Genomic DNA, 14,587 nt, shown 5'->3' on the forward strand with positions numbered 1-14,587 from the left:
ACATCCTCTTCAGTTAATAAAACACCCGGCCCCCATCGAGGAACGGGGTCCGGGTGCTGTATAAAAAGCCCGAAAATTTTACTCATTTTGGCGCAAAAAGCAACCTAAACTGAGCCTTCCCAGGCTTTTTTGTGGAACCCCTTAGCGTCCGGGGAAACCTGGCGGCATCATACCTTTCATGCCGCGCATCATTTTCGCCATTCCGCCCTTCTTCATTTTCTTCATCATCCGCTGCATGTCGTCGAACTGCTTTAATAAGCGGTTAACGTCCTGCACCTGCATACCGGAGCCGGTGGCAATACGGCGCTTACGTGAGCCTTTGATGATTTCTGGTTTTTCGCGCTCTTTGCGCGTCATTGAATTGATGATGGCTTCCATGCGGACCAGCACTTTGTCATCCATCTGCGATTTCACGTTGTCAGGCAGTTGCCCCATGCCCGGCAGCTTGCCCATCAGGCTCGCCATTCCGCCCATGTTGCGCATCTGCTTCAGTTGCTCAAGGAAATCATTGAGATCAAAACCGTCGCCGGTTTTCAGCTTCTTCGCCAGTTTTTCCGCTTGCGCGCGGTCAACTTTGCTCTCGATATCTTCAATAAGCGAGAGGACGTCGCCCATACCAAGGATGCGTGAGGCGATACGGTCCGGATAAAACGCTTCCAGCGCATCGGTCTTCTCGCCCATCCCCATAAACTTGATTGGCTTGCCCGTGATATGGCGAATCGACAGCGCGGCACCGCCGCGCGCGTCACCATCCACTTTCGTCAGGATAACCCCGGTCAGCGGCAGCGCTTCATTAAAGGCCTTCGCGGTATTCGCCGCATCCTGACCGGTCATGGCATCCACGACAAACAGGGTTTCAACCGGATTAATCGCGGCATGAACCTGTTTAATCTCGTCCATCATCGCTTCGTCTACGTGCAGACGACCTGCGGTATCCACCAGCAATACATCGTAAAACTTGAGTTTGGCTTCACGCAGCGCGTTGTTGACGATATCAACAGGCTTCTGGCTCAGATCGGACGGGCAGAAATCCACCCCCACCTGTTGTGCCAAGGTTTCCAGCTGTTTGATCGCCGCCGGGCGATAAACATCCGCAGACACCACCAGCACTTTTTTCTTGTGCTTTTCACGCAGGAATTTACCCAGCTTACCCACACTGGTGGTTTTACCCGCACCCTGCAGGCCCGCCATCAGCACGACAGCCGGCGGCTGCGCGGCCAGATCCAGCGCGTTGTTTTCTGCGCCCATCGCCGCAACCAGTTCATTGCGGACGATTTTGATAAATTCCTGCCCCGGCGTCAGGCTTTTATTGACGTCATGGCCCACCGCGCTTTCTTTTACGCGGTTAATGAAATCCCGCACCACCGGCAGCGCAACGTCAGCTTCCAGCAATGCCATGCGCACTTCGCGCAGCGTGTCTTTGATGTTGTCTTCAGTCAGCCTTCCGCGGCCGCTGATATTGCGCAGGGTTTGCGACAAACGATCGGTTAAATTGTCAAACATTGTCTCTCACTTAAAAAAAATCGCGAGGCGCCATATCGGCAGAATGCGGCGGATTATAACACGAAGCCGAGCCGATCTCTTCAATTCCACCTCAGATCGTTTGGAGCCTGCTTCGCCTGGCGCTATACTGCCCTTTTCCTTTATCTGACTGATGCCTGAAAGGAACTATGTCCGTTTTCGCGATTGTGGCGCTGTTCGCCTACTCCCTGAGTCTTGCACTCATCATCCCCAGCCTGTTGAAACGTCAAAGCGGCTGGCGTCGGTTAGCTGTGTTGTCGGCCTGTGTGGCGCTTGTCACCCACGCCGTCGCCCTGCAGCAACGAATTTTCGCTGTCGATGGCGGGCAAAACCTCAGCCTGCTGAATATTGGTTCGCTGGTCAGCCTGCTGATCTGTGCCATTATGACCATTGTTGCCTCACGGAATCGTGGCTGGTTACTGCTGCCGATTGTCTACAGCTTTGCCTTAATTAACCTGGCTTTTGCCACATTTGTACCGAACGCATTCATTACCCATCTTGAAACAACGCCAGGCATTATGATCCACATTGGCCTGTCGCTGTTTGCCTATGCCACGCTGATTATTGCGGCGTTGTATGCGTTACAGCTGGCATGGATTGACTACCAGTTGAAAAACAAAAAGCTGGCCTTCACGCAGGATATGCCACCGCTGCTGACCATTGAACGGAAGATGTTCCACATCACCCAGGTCGGCGTGGTGTTACTGACGCTGGTGCTGTGTACGGGCCTGTTCTATATGCACGATCTGTTCAGCGCCGAGAACGTGGATAAAGCCGTGCTGTCCATTATTGCCTGGTTTGTCTATATCGTTTTGCTCTGGGGCCACTATCATGAAGGCTGGCGCGGTCGCCGTGTGGTGTGGTTCAACTGCAGCGGCGCTGTGCTGCTGACGATGGCTTATTTCGGCAGTCGCGTGCTTCAGCATCTGCTTATTCACAGTTCTTAATCAAAAGGAAGTTTTGCGGTGGAACATGTTTCGACCACGACCCTGATTGTCACGCTCATCATCATGGTGTTGGTTTCAGCCTACTTTTCGGGTTCTGAGACCGGCATGATGACGCTCAATCGGTATAAATTGCGTCATCAGGCAAAAAATGGTCACCGCGCCGCCCGCCGCGTTGAAAAGTTGTTAAAGCGTCCCGATCGCCTTATCAGTCTGGTGCTCATCGGGAATAACCTGGTCAATATCCTTGCGTCCGCCATTGGCACCATTGTGGGAATGCGCCTGTATGGTGACGCCGGTGTGGCGATTGCGACGGGTGTTCTGACCTTTGTCGTGCTGGTTTTTGCAGAGGTGCTCCCTAAAACCGTTGCTGCGCTTTATCCAGAAAAAGTCGCCTATCCCAGTAGCTTTCTGCTGGGCCCGCTGCAGTACGTTATGCTGCCGCTGGTCTGGTTACTGAATACCATTACGCGTCTACTGATGCGTCTTGTCGGCATTCGGGCAGAAGGAGCTATCAGTTCCGCGTTAAGTAAAGAGGAACTGCGCACTATCGTTTATGAATCACGTACGCACATGTCCCGACGCAACCAGGACATGTTGCTGTCCGTACTGGACCTGGAAAAGGTCAGCGTGGACGATATTATGGTGCCACGCAATGAAATCGTCGGCATCAATATCAATGACGACTGGAAATCCGTGATTCGTCAGCTCAGCCACTCACCGCACGGTCGTATTGTACTGTTCCGCGACTCACTGGATGACTGCGTGGGCATGCTGCGCGTGCGTGAAGCCTGGCGCATGATGACGGAGAAAAAAGAGTTCACTAAAGAGATGTTGCTGCGTGCCGCTGATGAAATTTACTACATCCCGGAAGGCACTCCGCTTAATACGCAGTTGGTGAAGTTTCAGCGCAACAAGAAAAAGACCGGTCTGGTCGTTGATGAATATGGCGATATTAAAGGGTTGATCTCTATCGAGGATATTCTGGAAGAAATTGTCGGGGACTTCACTACCTCGATGTCTCCGTCGCTGGCCGAAGAGGTCATGCCGCAAAACGATGGCTCGGTGCTCATTGAAGGCAGCGCCAATATTCGTGAGATCAACAAAGCTTTCAACTGGCAGTTACCCGAGCAGGAAGCGCGCACGATTAACGGCATGCTGCTGGAGGCGCTGGAAGAGATCCCCACCGTTAATACGCGAGTCCGGGTGAATCATTACGACGTCGATATCCTGGATGTGCAGGATAATATGATTAAGCAGGTGCGCATTACGCCACAGACGCCGCTTAAACAGTCTGTAGGCTCCTGAGCAGAATAAAGCCGCCTTTTAGGACGGCTTTTTATTGGCCTGGCTCCGGCTTTTTGCATAAACGGCGAGCCGTAACCCAATAAAAAACGCCGCGTATGCGCGGCGTTTTTGTGAGAACAGCCCAGACTAGATGTGCAGCTCTTTCAGCTTTTCAGCAGGCAGTTTCAGATCGTCATTGTGGTTAACGCCGATCTCCTGTGCCAGCACATTACGGGCAATTTGCTGCGCTTCATCCAGCGAATGCAGCTTGTAACTTCCACACTGGTATTCATTCAGCTCAGGAATCTGGTTCTGATCTTTCACTTTCAGCACATCTTCCATCGCGCCTTTCCAGGCCTGTGCCACACGTTGCTCATCTGGCGCACCAATCAGGCTCATGTAGAAGCCGGTACGGCAACCCATAGGTGAAATATCGACAATTTCTACGCCATCACCGTTGAGGTGGTTACGCATAAAACCTGCAAACAAATGCTCAAGCGTATGGATGCCACGTTCAGTCAGAATATCGATATTGGGGCGACAAAAACGCAGATCGAAAACGGTAATCGTATCGCCATGCGGCGTCTTCATGGTTTTTGCAACACGCACGGCGGGCGCGGCCATGATGGTATGATCTACAGTAAAACTATCCAGTAATGGCATACGTCACCTCTTAGTCTGAAAAATTTTTTATGAACGATGAAACTTTTCCGATCGCCCAGCGTCTGAATATATGAAAGACGCGCATTTGTTATCATCCATCCCTGACAACAGAGATGTTAATTTGGCCACAGTGATGTGGCCTTTTTCTTTTCTACCCTTCCCGGCTGGCCAGATAGGTTTCAAAATCCAGCGTATCACTCGCTTCGAGCTGCTGTTGCGCTGCAACAGATGCCTGCGCCTGTTGCGCAAAGTCTTCTGGCTTTAACACTTCCAGCGGCTCATTAACCAGCAGCTGACGATACTGTTCCGCCAGCATAATCCCCGTGCCCGTTACGCCGTGTTCTTTCATGGCATTCAGAATACGTGCCGAATAGGTTAGCTCAGGATCGTCAAAGGATGCTACCAGTTCATCGCAGACCTGCTGATATTCAGTGGTGCCCTGATTACTGTCCAGCGCTTCTGCGACGCGGCGCAGGTCGGCGAACAAGGTTTTGCCCACCTCGCGCAGTGAATATTCCGCCTCACCACATCCTACCGCAATCTTCAGGTCAGGCTTACGTCCTTCTAGCACCACGCGGTTCCAGTTCTGCCGGCTACATTGTAATTCATCAGCGCTCATTTCAGGCGCGTCTGCCAGCGTGCACCAGATCAGGAACAGATCGAGGAAGCGGACCTGATTCTCATCCACACCAACAGGTGAGAAGGGATTAATGTCCATGGAACGCACTTCAATGTACTCAATGCCACCCCGTAACAACGCATCTGATGGAGCTTCTCCGGAACGGGTAACGCGTTTCGGACGAATCGGCGCATAGAGTTCATTTTCAATCTGCAATACGTTGGTATTTAGCTGTAACCAGTTGCCCTCAGCATCCCGGGTGCCCATCTTCACAAAGTCTTCTGAAGGCGTTTTAATCGCTTTTTTCAGTGCGCTGACGTAACCCTCAAGGGAATTAAAGGTAATGCCCAATGCGCTTTGTGACTTGTTGGTGTAACCCAGGTCGCTCAGACGTAACGATGTCGCGTAAGGCAGCCACAGCGTGCCTTTGTCATCGTGTTTAAACGGCAGTGCGCTTTCTTTGCCCTGCAGGAAGCTGGAGCAGATAGCGGGCGATGCGCCAAACAAATAAGGAATGACCCAGCCAAAGCGATAATAGTTACGAATCAGGCGCAGATAGCCCGCAGAAATCGTCTCTTTACCACTTTCGTAATCTTTTACGTCTGCCCATGCCTGCCAGAACGACAGCGGCAGAGAGAAATTATAGTGAATGCCGGAGATGGTTTGCATCAGCGCACCATAGCGGTTTTTAAGCCCCTGGCGATACAGCGTTTTCATCCGACCAATATTCGATGTGCCATACTGCGCCAGCGTAATCTTATCGGCGTCCTCAATCAGGCAAGGCATGCTGAAAGGCCACATGCGTTCGTCACCGAGCTCATCCGCAACATGGCGGTGGACATCGCGCAAAAACGCCAGCATATGCTCAATGCTGTGATCGACTGGGGTAATGAACTCCAACAGCGTCTCAGCAAAGTCAGTGGTGATCCAGTCATGCTTAAGCGCCGATCCGAGCGACGCAGGATGCGCAGTCGTTGCAAGATGTCCATCCGGCTGCACGCGCAACGTTTCACGTTCGATGCCACGACCAATGCCTTTTAATGCATCAGGATGCGCCTCCAGCCAGGATAACGCTTTTGATACGTCGGGGATCACATTAACCTCCGGCTGTGTGAATAATTTATTTTTGTTCAGCATAGTGTTAACCCTAGCCCCGAATCTGTACGAATCAATGCCACCATTCCATGCCCTGTAATGTGGCGGTCGCAATAACGATGTAACGCAGAGTTTTGCCAATCGCCAGAAACAGCACAGTGGGTAGCCAGGCAAAACGCAACCAGCCTGCAAGCACGCAGAGCAAATCACCCACTACCGGCAACCAACTCAATAACAAAGCCGCCGGCCCAAGCCGCTGCAACCATGCCATTGCTGTTTCATGCCATCGCCCCTGACGTTTTAACGGCAATAAGCGACCCAAAATTATGTTGGTCAAGCCACCCAGGGTATTCCCTAACGATGCGACTCCAATCAACCCGTAAACTGATGCGCTTTTCGCGATCAGCAATGCAACCAACAGCGCCTCTGAACTACCCGGAAGTAGCGTCGCACTAAGAAAGCTGCTGCTCAATAAAGACAGATATGCCAGCGTCTCGCTCACAGCAGACGGACATCAACCACGGCCATACCTGCGGCTTTCGCTGCCTGTACGCCAAAATCTGCGTCTTCAAATACCACACAACGCGCCGGTTCAACGCCCAGTAATGCCGCACAGCGCAGGAACGTCTCGGGCTCCGGTTTGTGATGCTCGACGTCATCCGCCCCAACCACCGCCGAGAAGAGATCTCTGACACCCAGATGATTAAGAAGTGCATCTGCCATGGCGTGCTGGCTACCGGTGCCAACAGCCAGTGGTCGACGTCCGTGATAAGCCTTAACGACGTCCATTAACGGAAGCGGCTGGACATTTTCCAGCAGCATCGCTTTCACTGCCGCCGTTTTTTCTGCGGCAAGCAGATAAGGATCGTGATCGGCGTTATTGGTTTCGACAATTAGCTGCGCCAGCCGCCATGATGGCGCACCATTGAAATCCATCATGCGCGCTTCATCAAACGTTAAGCCATAACGCGTCAGCACCTGACGCCACGCTTTTCGATGTGTCGGTTCTGTATCAAGAATAGTCCCGTCCATATCGAAAATCAGGGCGTCGTATTGATCGTAGATTGTCACAGAGGACCTCCAACAAATGAGCCACTACTTTAGCTGAATGTGCGTAGGTTGTCGCCAGGCGGGATGAACAGCAAATGCTTTGAAAGCATTAGCTATTTTAGTTTTCAGATAAAGGTGATCGTGATGGAAAGCCTGTAACCCTTCGAATTTCCAATGGTTTTAGCAGGAAAGCAGAACGTAAGCATTATGTTAAGAAAGCCGAAGTGCCTGCCATCCGGGACAGAAAGTTTACGTCGCGATAAACACGATATTCCTTACAAAATCAGCCTGATCGAGAGGAATTCAATACTATGTTTATGACTAAAACAGTTAAGTTGGCGTTCTGGATTGCGACGGTAAGGCTGGCTGTTACGCACCTGCTGCACCAGGAAGGCGTTGAATGAAATACACGACGCCAATCCTTGCTTTTGCGTTTAGCACGCGTGGCGAGGTTGTGTGGACTGTCAGGTGGGGCGCAGAGAGAAGGCGTTTGAAGATTAATCGCGATACACCAGGAGGATGATTCGGCTCGCGCCTTACCTTTCGGGCCGTTGCTGACGCAACGCTGGTTCTGACTGACAGACTGAATGGCTTACAGACCAGGAACACATGTTCGTACTGAAAAGTATGGTGCATCCGGGAGGATTCGAACCTCCGACCGCTCGGTTCGTAGCCGAGTACTCTATCCAGCTGAGCTACGGATGCATTTAGAAAGCTTTATGGGACGGCAGAAGCCAGTCTGGGGATAATACGAAGAATGGTGCATCCGGGAGGATGATTCGGCTGGCGCCTTACCCTTCGGGCCGTTGCTGTTGCAACGTTATCCTCACTGGTTCTGACTGACAGATTAAATGTCTTACAGACCAGGAACACACGTCCATACTGGAAAGTATGGTGCATCCGGGAGGATTCGAACCTCCGACCGCTCGGTTCGTAGCCGAGTACTCTATCCAGCTGAGCTACGGATGCATTTAGAAATCTTTTATGGAACGGCAGAAATCAACCTGGGGATAATACGAAGAATGGTGTATCCGGGAGGATGATTCGGCTGGCGCCTTACCCTTCGGGCTGTTGCTGTCGCAACGTTATCCTCCCTGGTTCTGACTGACAGATTAAATGTCTTACAGACCAGGAACACACGTCCATACTGGAAAGTATGGTGCATCCGGGAGGATTCGAACCTCCGACCGCTCGGTTCGTAGCCGAGTACTCTATCCAGCTGAGCTACGGATGCATTATGAAATTCTTGTACAACGCAGGGTGCTAACGACTCACCATGAAGGAATTGCTAATTCACTTTACAACTCTGTTCCGATACCGTTCTCTGCTGGCGCGTAGCCTTGCATCAACGTGTCCATATTCAACGATATGGTGCATCCGGGAGGATTCGAACCTCCGACCGCTCGGTTCGTAGCCGAGTACTCTATCCAGCTGAGCTACGGATGCATCGGAAATGGCGGTGAGGGAGGGATTCGAACCCTCGATACAGCTTTTGACCGTATACTCCCTTAGCAGGGGAGCGCCTTCAGCCTCTCGGCCACCTCACCTTACGCGTTCTTCCGAACTGTGCTTCTGAACTTTGTTTCCGCTCATCGGCACTGCGTGGCGCACATATTACTTTCCCGGACTTATAAGTCAAACAATTTTTCGGAAGGTTTTTTCTGTTTGCACAAATGACAGGCAATTGGGACAAAATGACGGCAAAAAGGGTGAATAATCAACAATGAAAGATGATGAAGTTAACAAAAATGGGCGATAAACAGAAAAAAGGAAATTAAGCGGCGGGAGGAAAAAGGGGAGCGTCTCGCACAGGTGCGAGACGCAGAATCTGTCAGACGTTAGTTTGTTGCGTTTTTTCGGCCTGGATGCGCTGGTAAATCTCTTCGCGATGCACAGACACTTCTTTGGGTGCGTTAACACCAATACGGACCTGGTTACCTTTGACGCCCAGCACCGTTACAGTCACCTCATCGCCAATCATGAGGGTTTCACCAACTCGACGAGTTAGAATAAGCATTCTTTGCTCCTTGAAAGATTAAAAGAGTCGGGCTCATACAGCTTCCCGGCGTTATCCATCACTTAACGCTGTACACAGGTTATGAGAAATACACCATTGCACATCAACGCGCCAATACATTCTGCTGATAAATAGTTTAGCCGAAATACGCTACATCAACCCGACTTTGTCACTAGCAAATTTAACACCGTATTAAAAAGCGCCGGAACACCAGTTCTGACGCTTGCTACGATGAATTATTTTATTTCATCACAGACGGCTCGAAACCCATCCTTCAACACCTGCCAGCGCACCTTTCAGTGCCGTAGCATCACTGCCACCTGCCTGCGCCATATCAGGTCGACCACCGCCTTTCCCGCCCACTTTCGGGGCAAGTTCAGCAATCAGCTCTCCCGCTTTTACGCGGTCGGTAAGATCTTTTGTTACGCCAGCAATCAATGACACTTTGCCCTCAGCGACAGTGGCCAGAACAATGATGGCTGAACCCAGCTGATTTTTAAGATCATCAACCATAGTGCGCAACATTTTCGGATCGGTGTTACTGAGCTCTGTCACCAGCAGCTTCGCGCCTTTCACATCAATGGCGTTGTTGCCAAGCTGGGCACTTTCCTGCGCCGCCTGCTGATCGCGCAACTGCTGTAATTCTTTTTCCAGCGACCGCACGTGATCAACCAGCCCACGCACTTTGTCGTTCAGGTTACTGCTGTTGGCTTTCACCAACTGAGCAATGTCCTGTAACTGACTGCTCTGGGCATAAACCTGCGCAAGTGCTGCTTCACCCGTGACCGCTTCAATGCGGCGAATACCGGCTGCGCTACCCGATTCAGCCTGAATACGGAACAGACCAATATCCCCCGTACGTGCAGCGTGCGTACCACCACAGAGTTCGACAGAGAAATCGCCCATGGTCAGTACACGCACGCGTTGGTCATATTTTTCGCCAAACAGCGCCATTGCGCCTTTCGCCTTCGCCGCCTCAAGATCCATCACGTCGGTTTCTACCGGTAAGTTGCGACGGATTTGCGCGTTCACAATATCTTCGACCTGACGAATCTCCTGAGGTTTCATGGCCTCAAAATGAGAGAAGTCAAAACGCAGGTATTTATCGTTAACCAGAGAGCCTTTCTGTGCGACGTGCTCACCCAGCACCTGACGCAAGGCAGCATGCATTAAGTGCGTTGCGGAGTGATTCAGACGGATACGTGCACGACGTGCTTCATCAACCACCGCCTCCACGCGGTCGCCAATGCGCAGCTGACCGCTGCTCACTTTGCCAATATGCCCAATTGCCTGGCCATATTTCTGCGTATCCTGAACCTGGAATTCAACGTTATTGCCTTTCAGCACACCGGTATCGCCAACCTGACCACCCGACTCGCCATAGAAAGGCGTTTCATCCAGCACTACCACCGCATCCTGCCCTGCCGAAACGACGTCAACCGCTTCACCTGCGACGAACAGCCCTTTCACCGTCGCGGCCAGGTCCAGTTGGTCATAGCCTTTAAAGGATGAGGCCGCATCTGTGCGGATGACATTGCTGTAGTCAGCGCCGAAGCCGCTGGCTTCACGGGCCCGTTGACGCTGTTGTTCCATGGCTTTTTCAAAACCGGCTTCGTCAATTTTGAGATTACGCTCACGGCAGACATCGGCCGTTAAATCGGCAGGAAAACCAAAGGTATCGTACAAACGGAAGACAGTTTCACCATCCAGCGTATCGCCTTTCAGTTTAGCCAGTTCGTCATCAAGCAGGGCCAGGCCACGCTCCAGCGTTTTCGCAAACTGCTCTTCTTCGCTCTTCAGAACATTTTCAACCTGAGCCTGTTGGCGCTGCAGCTCTTCGCCAGCCGCCCCCATCACCTCAATCAGTGGCGCAACCAGTTTGTAGAAGAACGCCTCTTTCGCACCCAACATGTTGCCGTGACGCACTGCACGACGAATGATACGGCGCAGAACATAACCGCGGTTTTCGTTCGACGGGATCACGCCATCCGCAATCAGGAATGCACAGGAGCGGATATGATCGGCAATAACGCGCAACGACTTATTGCTCAGATCGGTCGCACCAGTGACCTCAGCAACCGCGTTAATCAGCTTCTGGAACAGATCGATTTCATAGTTGGAATTCACATGTTGCAGGACCGCCGTGATGCGTTCCAGCCCCATTCCGGTATCTACCGACGGCTTAGGTAATGGCAGCATGGTGCCATCCGCCTGACGGTTAAACTGCATGAAGACGATGTTCCAGATTTCGATGTAACGATCGCCGTCCTCTTCAGGACTGCCTGGCGGTCCGCCCCAGATATGATCGCCATGATCGTAGAAAATCTCGGTGCAGGGACCACAAGGACCCGTGTCCCCCATCTGCCAGAAGTTATCTGACGCGTAAGCACTGCCTTTGTTGTCGCCAATACGGATAATACGTTCGCGCGGAACACCAATATCATTGGCCCAGATGTCGAACGCTTCGTCATCGGTTTCATAGACAGTAACCCAAAGGCGCTCTTTCGGCAGCCTGAACCATTGGTCACCGGTCAGCAGTTCCCAGGCATAGGCAATGGCTTCTTTTTTGAAATAGTCGCCGAAGCTGAAGTTGCCCAGCATTTCAAAAAAGGTGTGATGGCGTGCGGTGTAACCGACGTTTTCAAGGTCGTTATGCTTCCCGCCCGCACGAACGCAACGCTGCGACGTGGTGGCGCGGGTATAGTCACGCTTGTCCTGACCGAGAAACACATCTTTAAACTGGTTCATTCCGGCGTTAGTAAACAGTAACGTCGGATCGTTGTTCGGTACCAGGGAGCTGCTTGCTACAACCTGATGTCCCTTACTATTGAAAAAGTCGAGAAACGCTTGACGGATCTCAGCAGTGCTCTTGCTCATATATATCCTGGAATCACGCTAACGAAAGGTCCTTCTTTATCAGGCGTACCGCGTTATCACGGCAGCAAGCTTAAGGAACCAAAAGGGGTAAGATAAATATTCTTCGGAGGGAAGTAAAATCACATCGGCCTTTAGTCGTCAAAATTTCTGAAAACCTGCTGTATATCTTCACTCAGAAAGCCTTTTGCATGCAGATAGCGTTGCACTTTTGCTTTTTCTTTCCATTCGGTCGGCAACGGATGGCCAAATTTCTTTTCTGCCAGTTCCGCTGCGCAGGCTGACCAGTCGATCTCCGTCTCTTCCATGGCGAGATCAATCGCATCACGGCTTATGCCCTTTTGCCCCAGCTCCAGCCGGATCCGTTGTGGGCCAAAGCCTTTACGGCTGCGGCTCTGAATAAATCGCTCTGTGAAGCGCTCATCGTTCAGCCAACCATTTTCGCTGCACCAGTTGATGACCCTTTCCAACAGCTCGGGAGTGATAATTTCAGGTTCTTTTTGTTTTATCCACGCACTGCGCTGGGCAGATAACTGCAGTTTTTGTTTGAGCTCTTCGCGACTGTGATCGCGCTGACCCAGCAGGCGCATTGCCCGATCGAGCAGGCGTGAAAAAGAGATAACGTGTGGCTGAGGTTGTTCAGACATACTGCGCACCTTTAACAAACGGAAAGAGAGTATGGAGGCAGAGGAGGAAAGAGGAAAGGCAAGTGAGAGGTTAACGTCAAACGGGAGCAGATTTCTCTGCTCCCGTTTCAGGCATTAATAGTCTTCGTTTGCTTCGCTGGCTGCATTCTCAACGTCGTCAGCGGAGAAGTCCGCTGCGTCGTTTTGCTCAGCGCCGTTGAGCAACATGTCGCGCAGTTTCAGGTCAATTTCGTTCGCGACAGCCGCATTTTCCTTGAGGAAGTTGCTGGCGTTTGCCTTACCCTGACCAATTTTATCGCCTTTATAGCTGTACCAGGCACCCGCTTTTTCAATCAGCTTGTGCTTCACACCGAGGTCTACCAGCTCACCGAAGGTGTTGATCCCTTCGCCATACATGATCTGGAACTCAGCCTGCTTAAAGGGCGCAGCAATTTTGTTCTTAACCACTTTAACGCGGGTTTCACTACCGACGACGTTATCACCCTCTTTGATGGCGCCAATACGGCGGATATCAAGGCGAACTGACGCGTAGAACTTCAGTGCGTTACCGCCGGTAGTGGTTTCCGGGTTACCGAACATCACACCAATTTTCATACGAATCTGGTTGATGAAGATCAGCAGCGTATTCGACTGTTTCAGGTTACCGGCCAGCTTACGCATCGCCTGGCTCATCATACGCGCCGCCAGGCCCATATGTGAGTCACCGATTTCGCCTTCAATTTCGGCTTTTGGTGTCAGGGCAGCAACGGAGTCGACGATAATCACGTCAACGGCACCGGAGCGCGCCAGCGCGTCACAGATTTCCAGCGCCTGTTCACCCGTATCGGGCTGTGAACACAGCAGGTTATCGATATCAACGCCCAGTTTCTTGGCGTAGACCGGATCCAGTGCGTGTTCAGCATCGATAAAGGCACAAGTTTTACCTTTACGCTGTGCGGCGGCAATCACCTGCAGCGTCAGCGTGGTTTTACCCGAGGCTTCAGGACCGTAGATCTCGACGATACGGCCCATCGGCAATCCACCCGCACCTAATGCGATATCCAGTGACAGGGAGCCTGTTGAGATGGTTTCCACATCCATTGAGCGGTCTTCACCCAAGCGCATGATGGAGCCTTTACCAAATTGCTTCTCAATCTGGCCGAGCGCGGCAGCTAAAGCCTTCTGTTTGTTTTCATCAATTGCCATTTCTACTCCTAATCATGCCGGGTAAACACGCACACATGGTGCCTGTGCACTTTTTGTTGCGAATAATTATACTGTATAGTCATACAGTATCAAGTTTAATTTTTCAGAAATTTACTGGCCAATGTCTGCAGCGCCCAGGCAACCGACTGACGGCGCACCGCATCACGGTCACCGTCAAACTGCTGGCGAAAAGCCATGACAATATCGTCGGGGCCGGCAAAGCCAAACCACACCGTTCCCACGGGTTTGTCTTCACTGCCCCCCTCCGGGCCAGCAATGCCGCTCACGGAAATGGCGTAATCGGCCCGCGCCTGCTGCCGGGCACCGACAGCCATTTCGCGCACTACGGCTTCACTGACCGCGCCAGATTGCGCCAGTGAGGCGGCACTGACGCCGACTAATTCCTGCTTGGCTTCATTACTGTAGGTCACGAATCCCCGTTCAAACCAGGCCGAGCTTCCACTGATGTCCGTAAACACCTTGGCGATCCAGCCGCCGGTGCAGGATTCGGCGCAGGTCACCGTAGCATTACGCTGCTTCAGCGCCTCACCAATCTGCGCACTCAACGTCTGCAACTGCGAATCATTCATTTTGTCGCTCCCTGTCAACGAGTACTGAACATGGTGCAAGCCCTGCCCTTTTTCAAGCGCCTGGGGTAAAGCAATGCAGAAATTGCGTGTGACTA

At 51.9% G+C, this 14,587-nt stretch carries 12 protein-coding genes and 5 tRNA genes; 2 read left to right on the forward strand and 15 right to left on the reverse strand.

Annotated elements, in window-relative coordinates; all coding sequences use genetic code 11:
- Window positions 1–141: 141 nt before the first annotated feature.
- The gene (gene ffh / locus G5574_RS08885; RefSeq protein WP_006120711.1) at window positions 142–1,503 is read right to left on the reverse strand and encodes a signal recognition particle protein; all 1,362 of its coding nucleotides are present in this window, start codon (window positions 1,501–1,503) and stop codon (window positions 142–144) included.
- A gap of 167 nt (window positions 1,504–1,670) precedes the next feature.
- On the opposite strand from ffh, the gene G5574_RS08890 reads away from it, so the two are divergent.
- Entirely contained in the window at window positions 1,671–2,468 is a 798-nt protein-coding gene (locus G5574_RS08890) for a cytochrome C assembly family protein (RefSeq protein ID WP_006120712.1), read from the forward strand.
- 18 nt (window positions 2,469–2,486) lie between these two features.
- A complete protein-coding gene (locus tag G5574_RS08895; protein ID WP_033739517.1) occupies window positions 2,487–3,773 on the forward strand; it encodes an HlyC/CorC family transporter in 1,287 nt (428 codons plus the stop codon).
- A 126-nt stretch (window positions 3,774–3,899) separates the two neighbouring features.
- On the opposite strand, the gene luxS is transcribed toward G5574_RS08895, so the two are convergent.
- The 14 genes from luxS to pncC all read right to left on the reverse strand — a co-directional run bounded on the left by luxS (window position 3,900) and on the right by pncC (window position 14,492).
- Window positions 3,900–4,415 carry an S-ribosylhomocysteine lyase gene (gene luxS / locus G5574_RS08900; protein ID WP_006120714.1) on the reverse strand — a complete coding sequence of 172 codons (516 nt, stop codon included), beginning with the start codon at window positions 4,413–4,415 and terminating at the stop codon, window positions 3,900–3,902.
- A gap of 151 nt (window positions 4,416–4,566) precedes the next feature.
- A complete protein-coding gene (gene gshA / locus G5574_RS08905; protein WP_058702176.1) occupies window positions 4,567–6,171 on the reverse strand; it encodes a glutamate--cysteine ligase in 1,605 nt (534 codons plus the stop codon).
- Between the two features lie 31 nt (window positions 6,172–6,202).
- Window positions 6,203–6,631, reverse strand: coding sequence for a YqaA family protein (locus G5574_RS08910; protein WP_006120716.1), 429 nt, complete (start codon window positions 6,629–6,631; stop codon window positions 6,203–6,205).
- A complete protein-coding gene (gene yqaB, locus G5574_RS08915; protein ID WP_044242548.1) occupies window positions 6,628–7,194 on the reverse strand; it encodes a fructose-1-phosphate/6-phosphogluconate phosphatase in 567 nt (188 codons plus the stop codon). Before yqaB ends, G5574_RS08910 begins: the two co-directional genes overlap by 4 nt.
- A 613-nt stretch (window positions 7,195–7,807) precedes the next feature.
- Window positions 7,808–7,884: transfer RNA gene (locus tag G5574_RS08920), tRNA-Arg, on the reverse strand.
- Window positions 7,885–8,071: 187 nt separating this feature from the next.
- Window positions 8,072–8,148: transfer RNA gene (locus G5574_RS08925), tRNA-Arg, on the reverse strand.
- Between the two features lie 188 nt (window positions 8,149–8,336).
- Window positions 8,337–8,413 (reverse strand) — tRNA-Arg (locus tag G5574_RS08930).
- A gap of 135 nt (window positions 8,414–8,548) precedes the next feature.
- Window positions 8,549–8,625: transfer RNA gene (locus G5574_RS08935), tRNA-Arg, on the reverse strand.
- 8 nt (window positions 8,626–8,633) lie between these two features.
- Window positions 8,634–8,726: transfer RNA gene (locus G5574_RS08940), tRNA-Ser, on the reverse strand.
- A 284-nt stretch (window positions 8,727–9,010) separates the two neighbouring features.
- Window positions 9,011–9,196, reverse strand: coding sequence for a carbon storage regulator CsrA (gene csrA / locus G5574_RS08945; RefSeq protein ID WP_006120718.1), 186 nt, complete (start codon window positions 9,194–9,196; stop codon window positions 9,011–9,013).
- 249 nt (window positions 9,197–9,445) lie between these two features.
- Window positions 9,446–12,073 carry an alanine--tRNA ligase gene (alaS, locus tag G5574_RS08950; RefSeq protein WP_039338333.1) on the reverse strand — a complete coding sequence of 876 codons (2,628 nt, stop codon included), beginning with the start codon at window positions 12,071–12,073 and terminating at the stop codon, window positions 9,446–9,448.
- 131 nt (window positions 12,074–12,204) lie between these two features.
- Window positions 12,205–12,717, reverse strand: coding sequence for a regulatory protein RecX (locus tag G5574_RS08955; protein ID WP_080752857.1), 513 nt, complete (start codon window positions 12,715–12,717; stop codon window positions 12,205–12,207).
- A 114-nt stretch (window positions 12,718–12,831) separates the two neighbouring features.
- A complete protein-coding gene (gene recA / locus G5574_RS08960; RefSeq protein ID WP_006120721.1) occupies window positions 12,832–13,902 on the reverse strand; it encodes a recombinase RecA in 1,071 nt (356 codons plus the stop codon).
- A gap of 95 nt (window positions 13,903–13,997) precedes the next feature.
- Entirely contained in the window at window positions 13,998–14,492 is a 495-nt protein-coding gene (pncC, locus tag G5574_RS08965; RefSeq protein WP_006120722.1) for a nicotinamide-nucleotide amidase, read from the reverse strand.
- Window positions 14,493–14,587 lie beyond the last annotated feature (95 nt).

Source organism: Pantoea stewartii (assembly GCF_011044475.1).
Taxonomy (GTDB): Bacteria; Pseudomonadota; Gammaproteobacteria; order Enterobacterales; family Enterobacteriaceae; genus Pantoea; species Pantoea stewartii.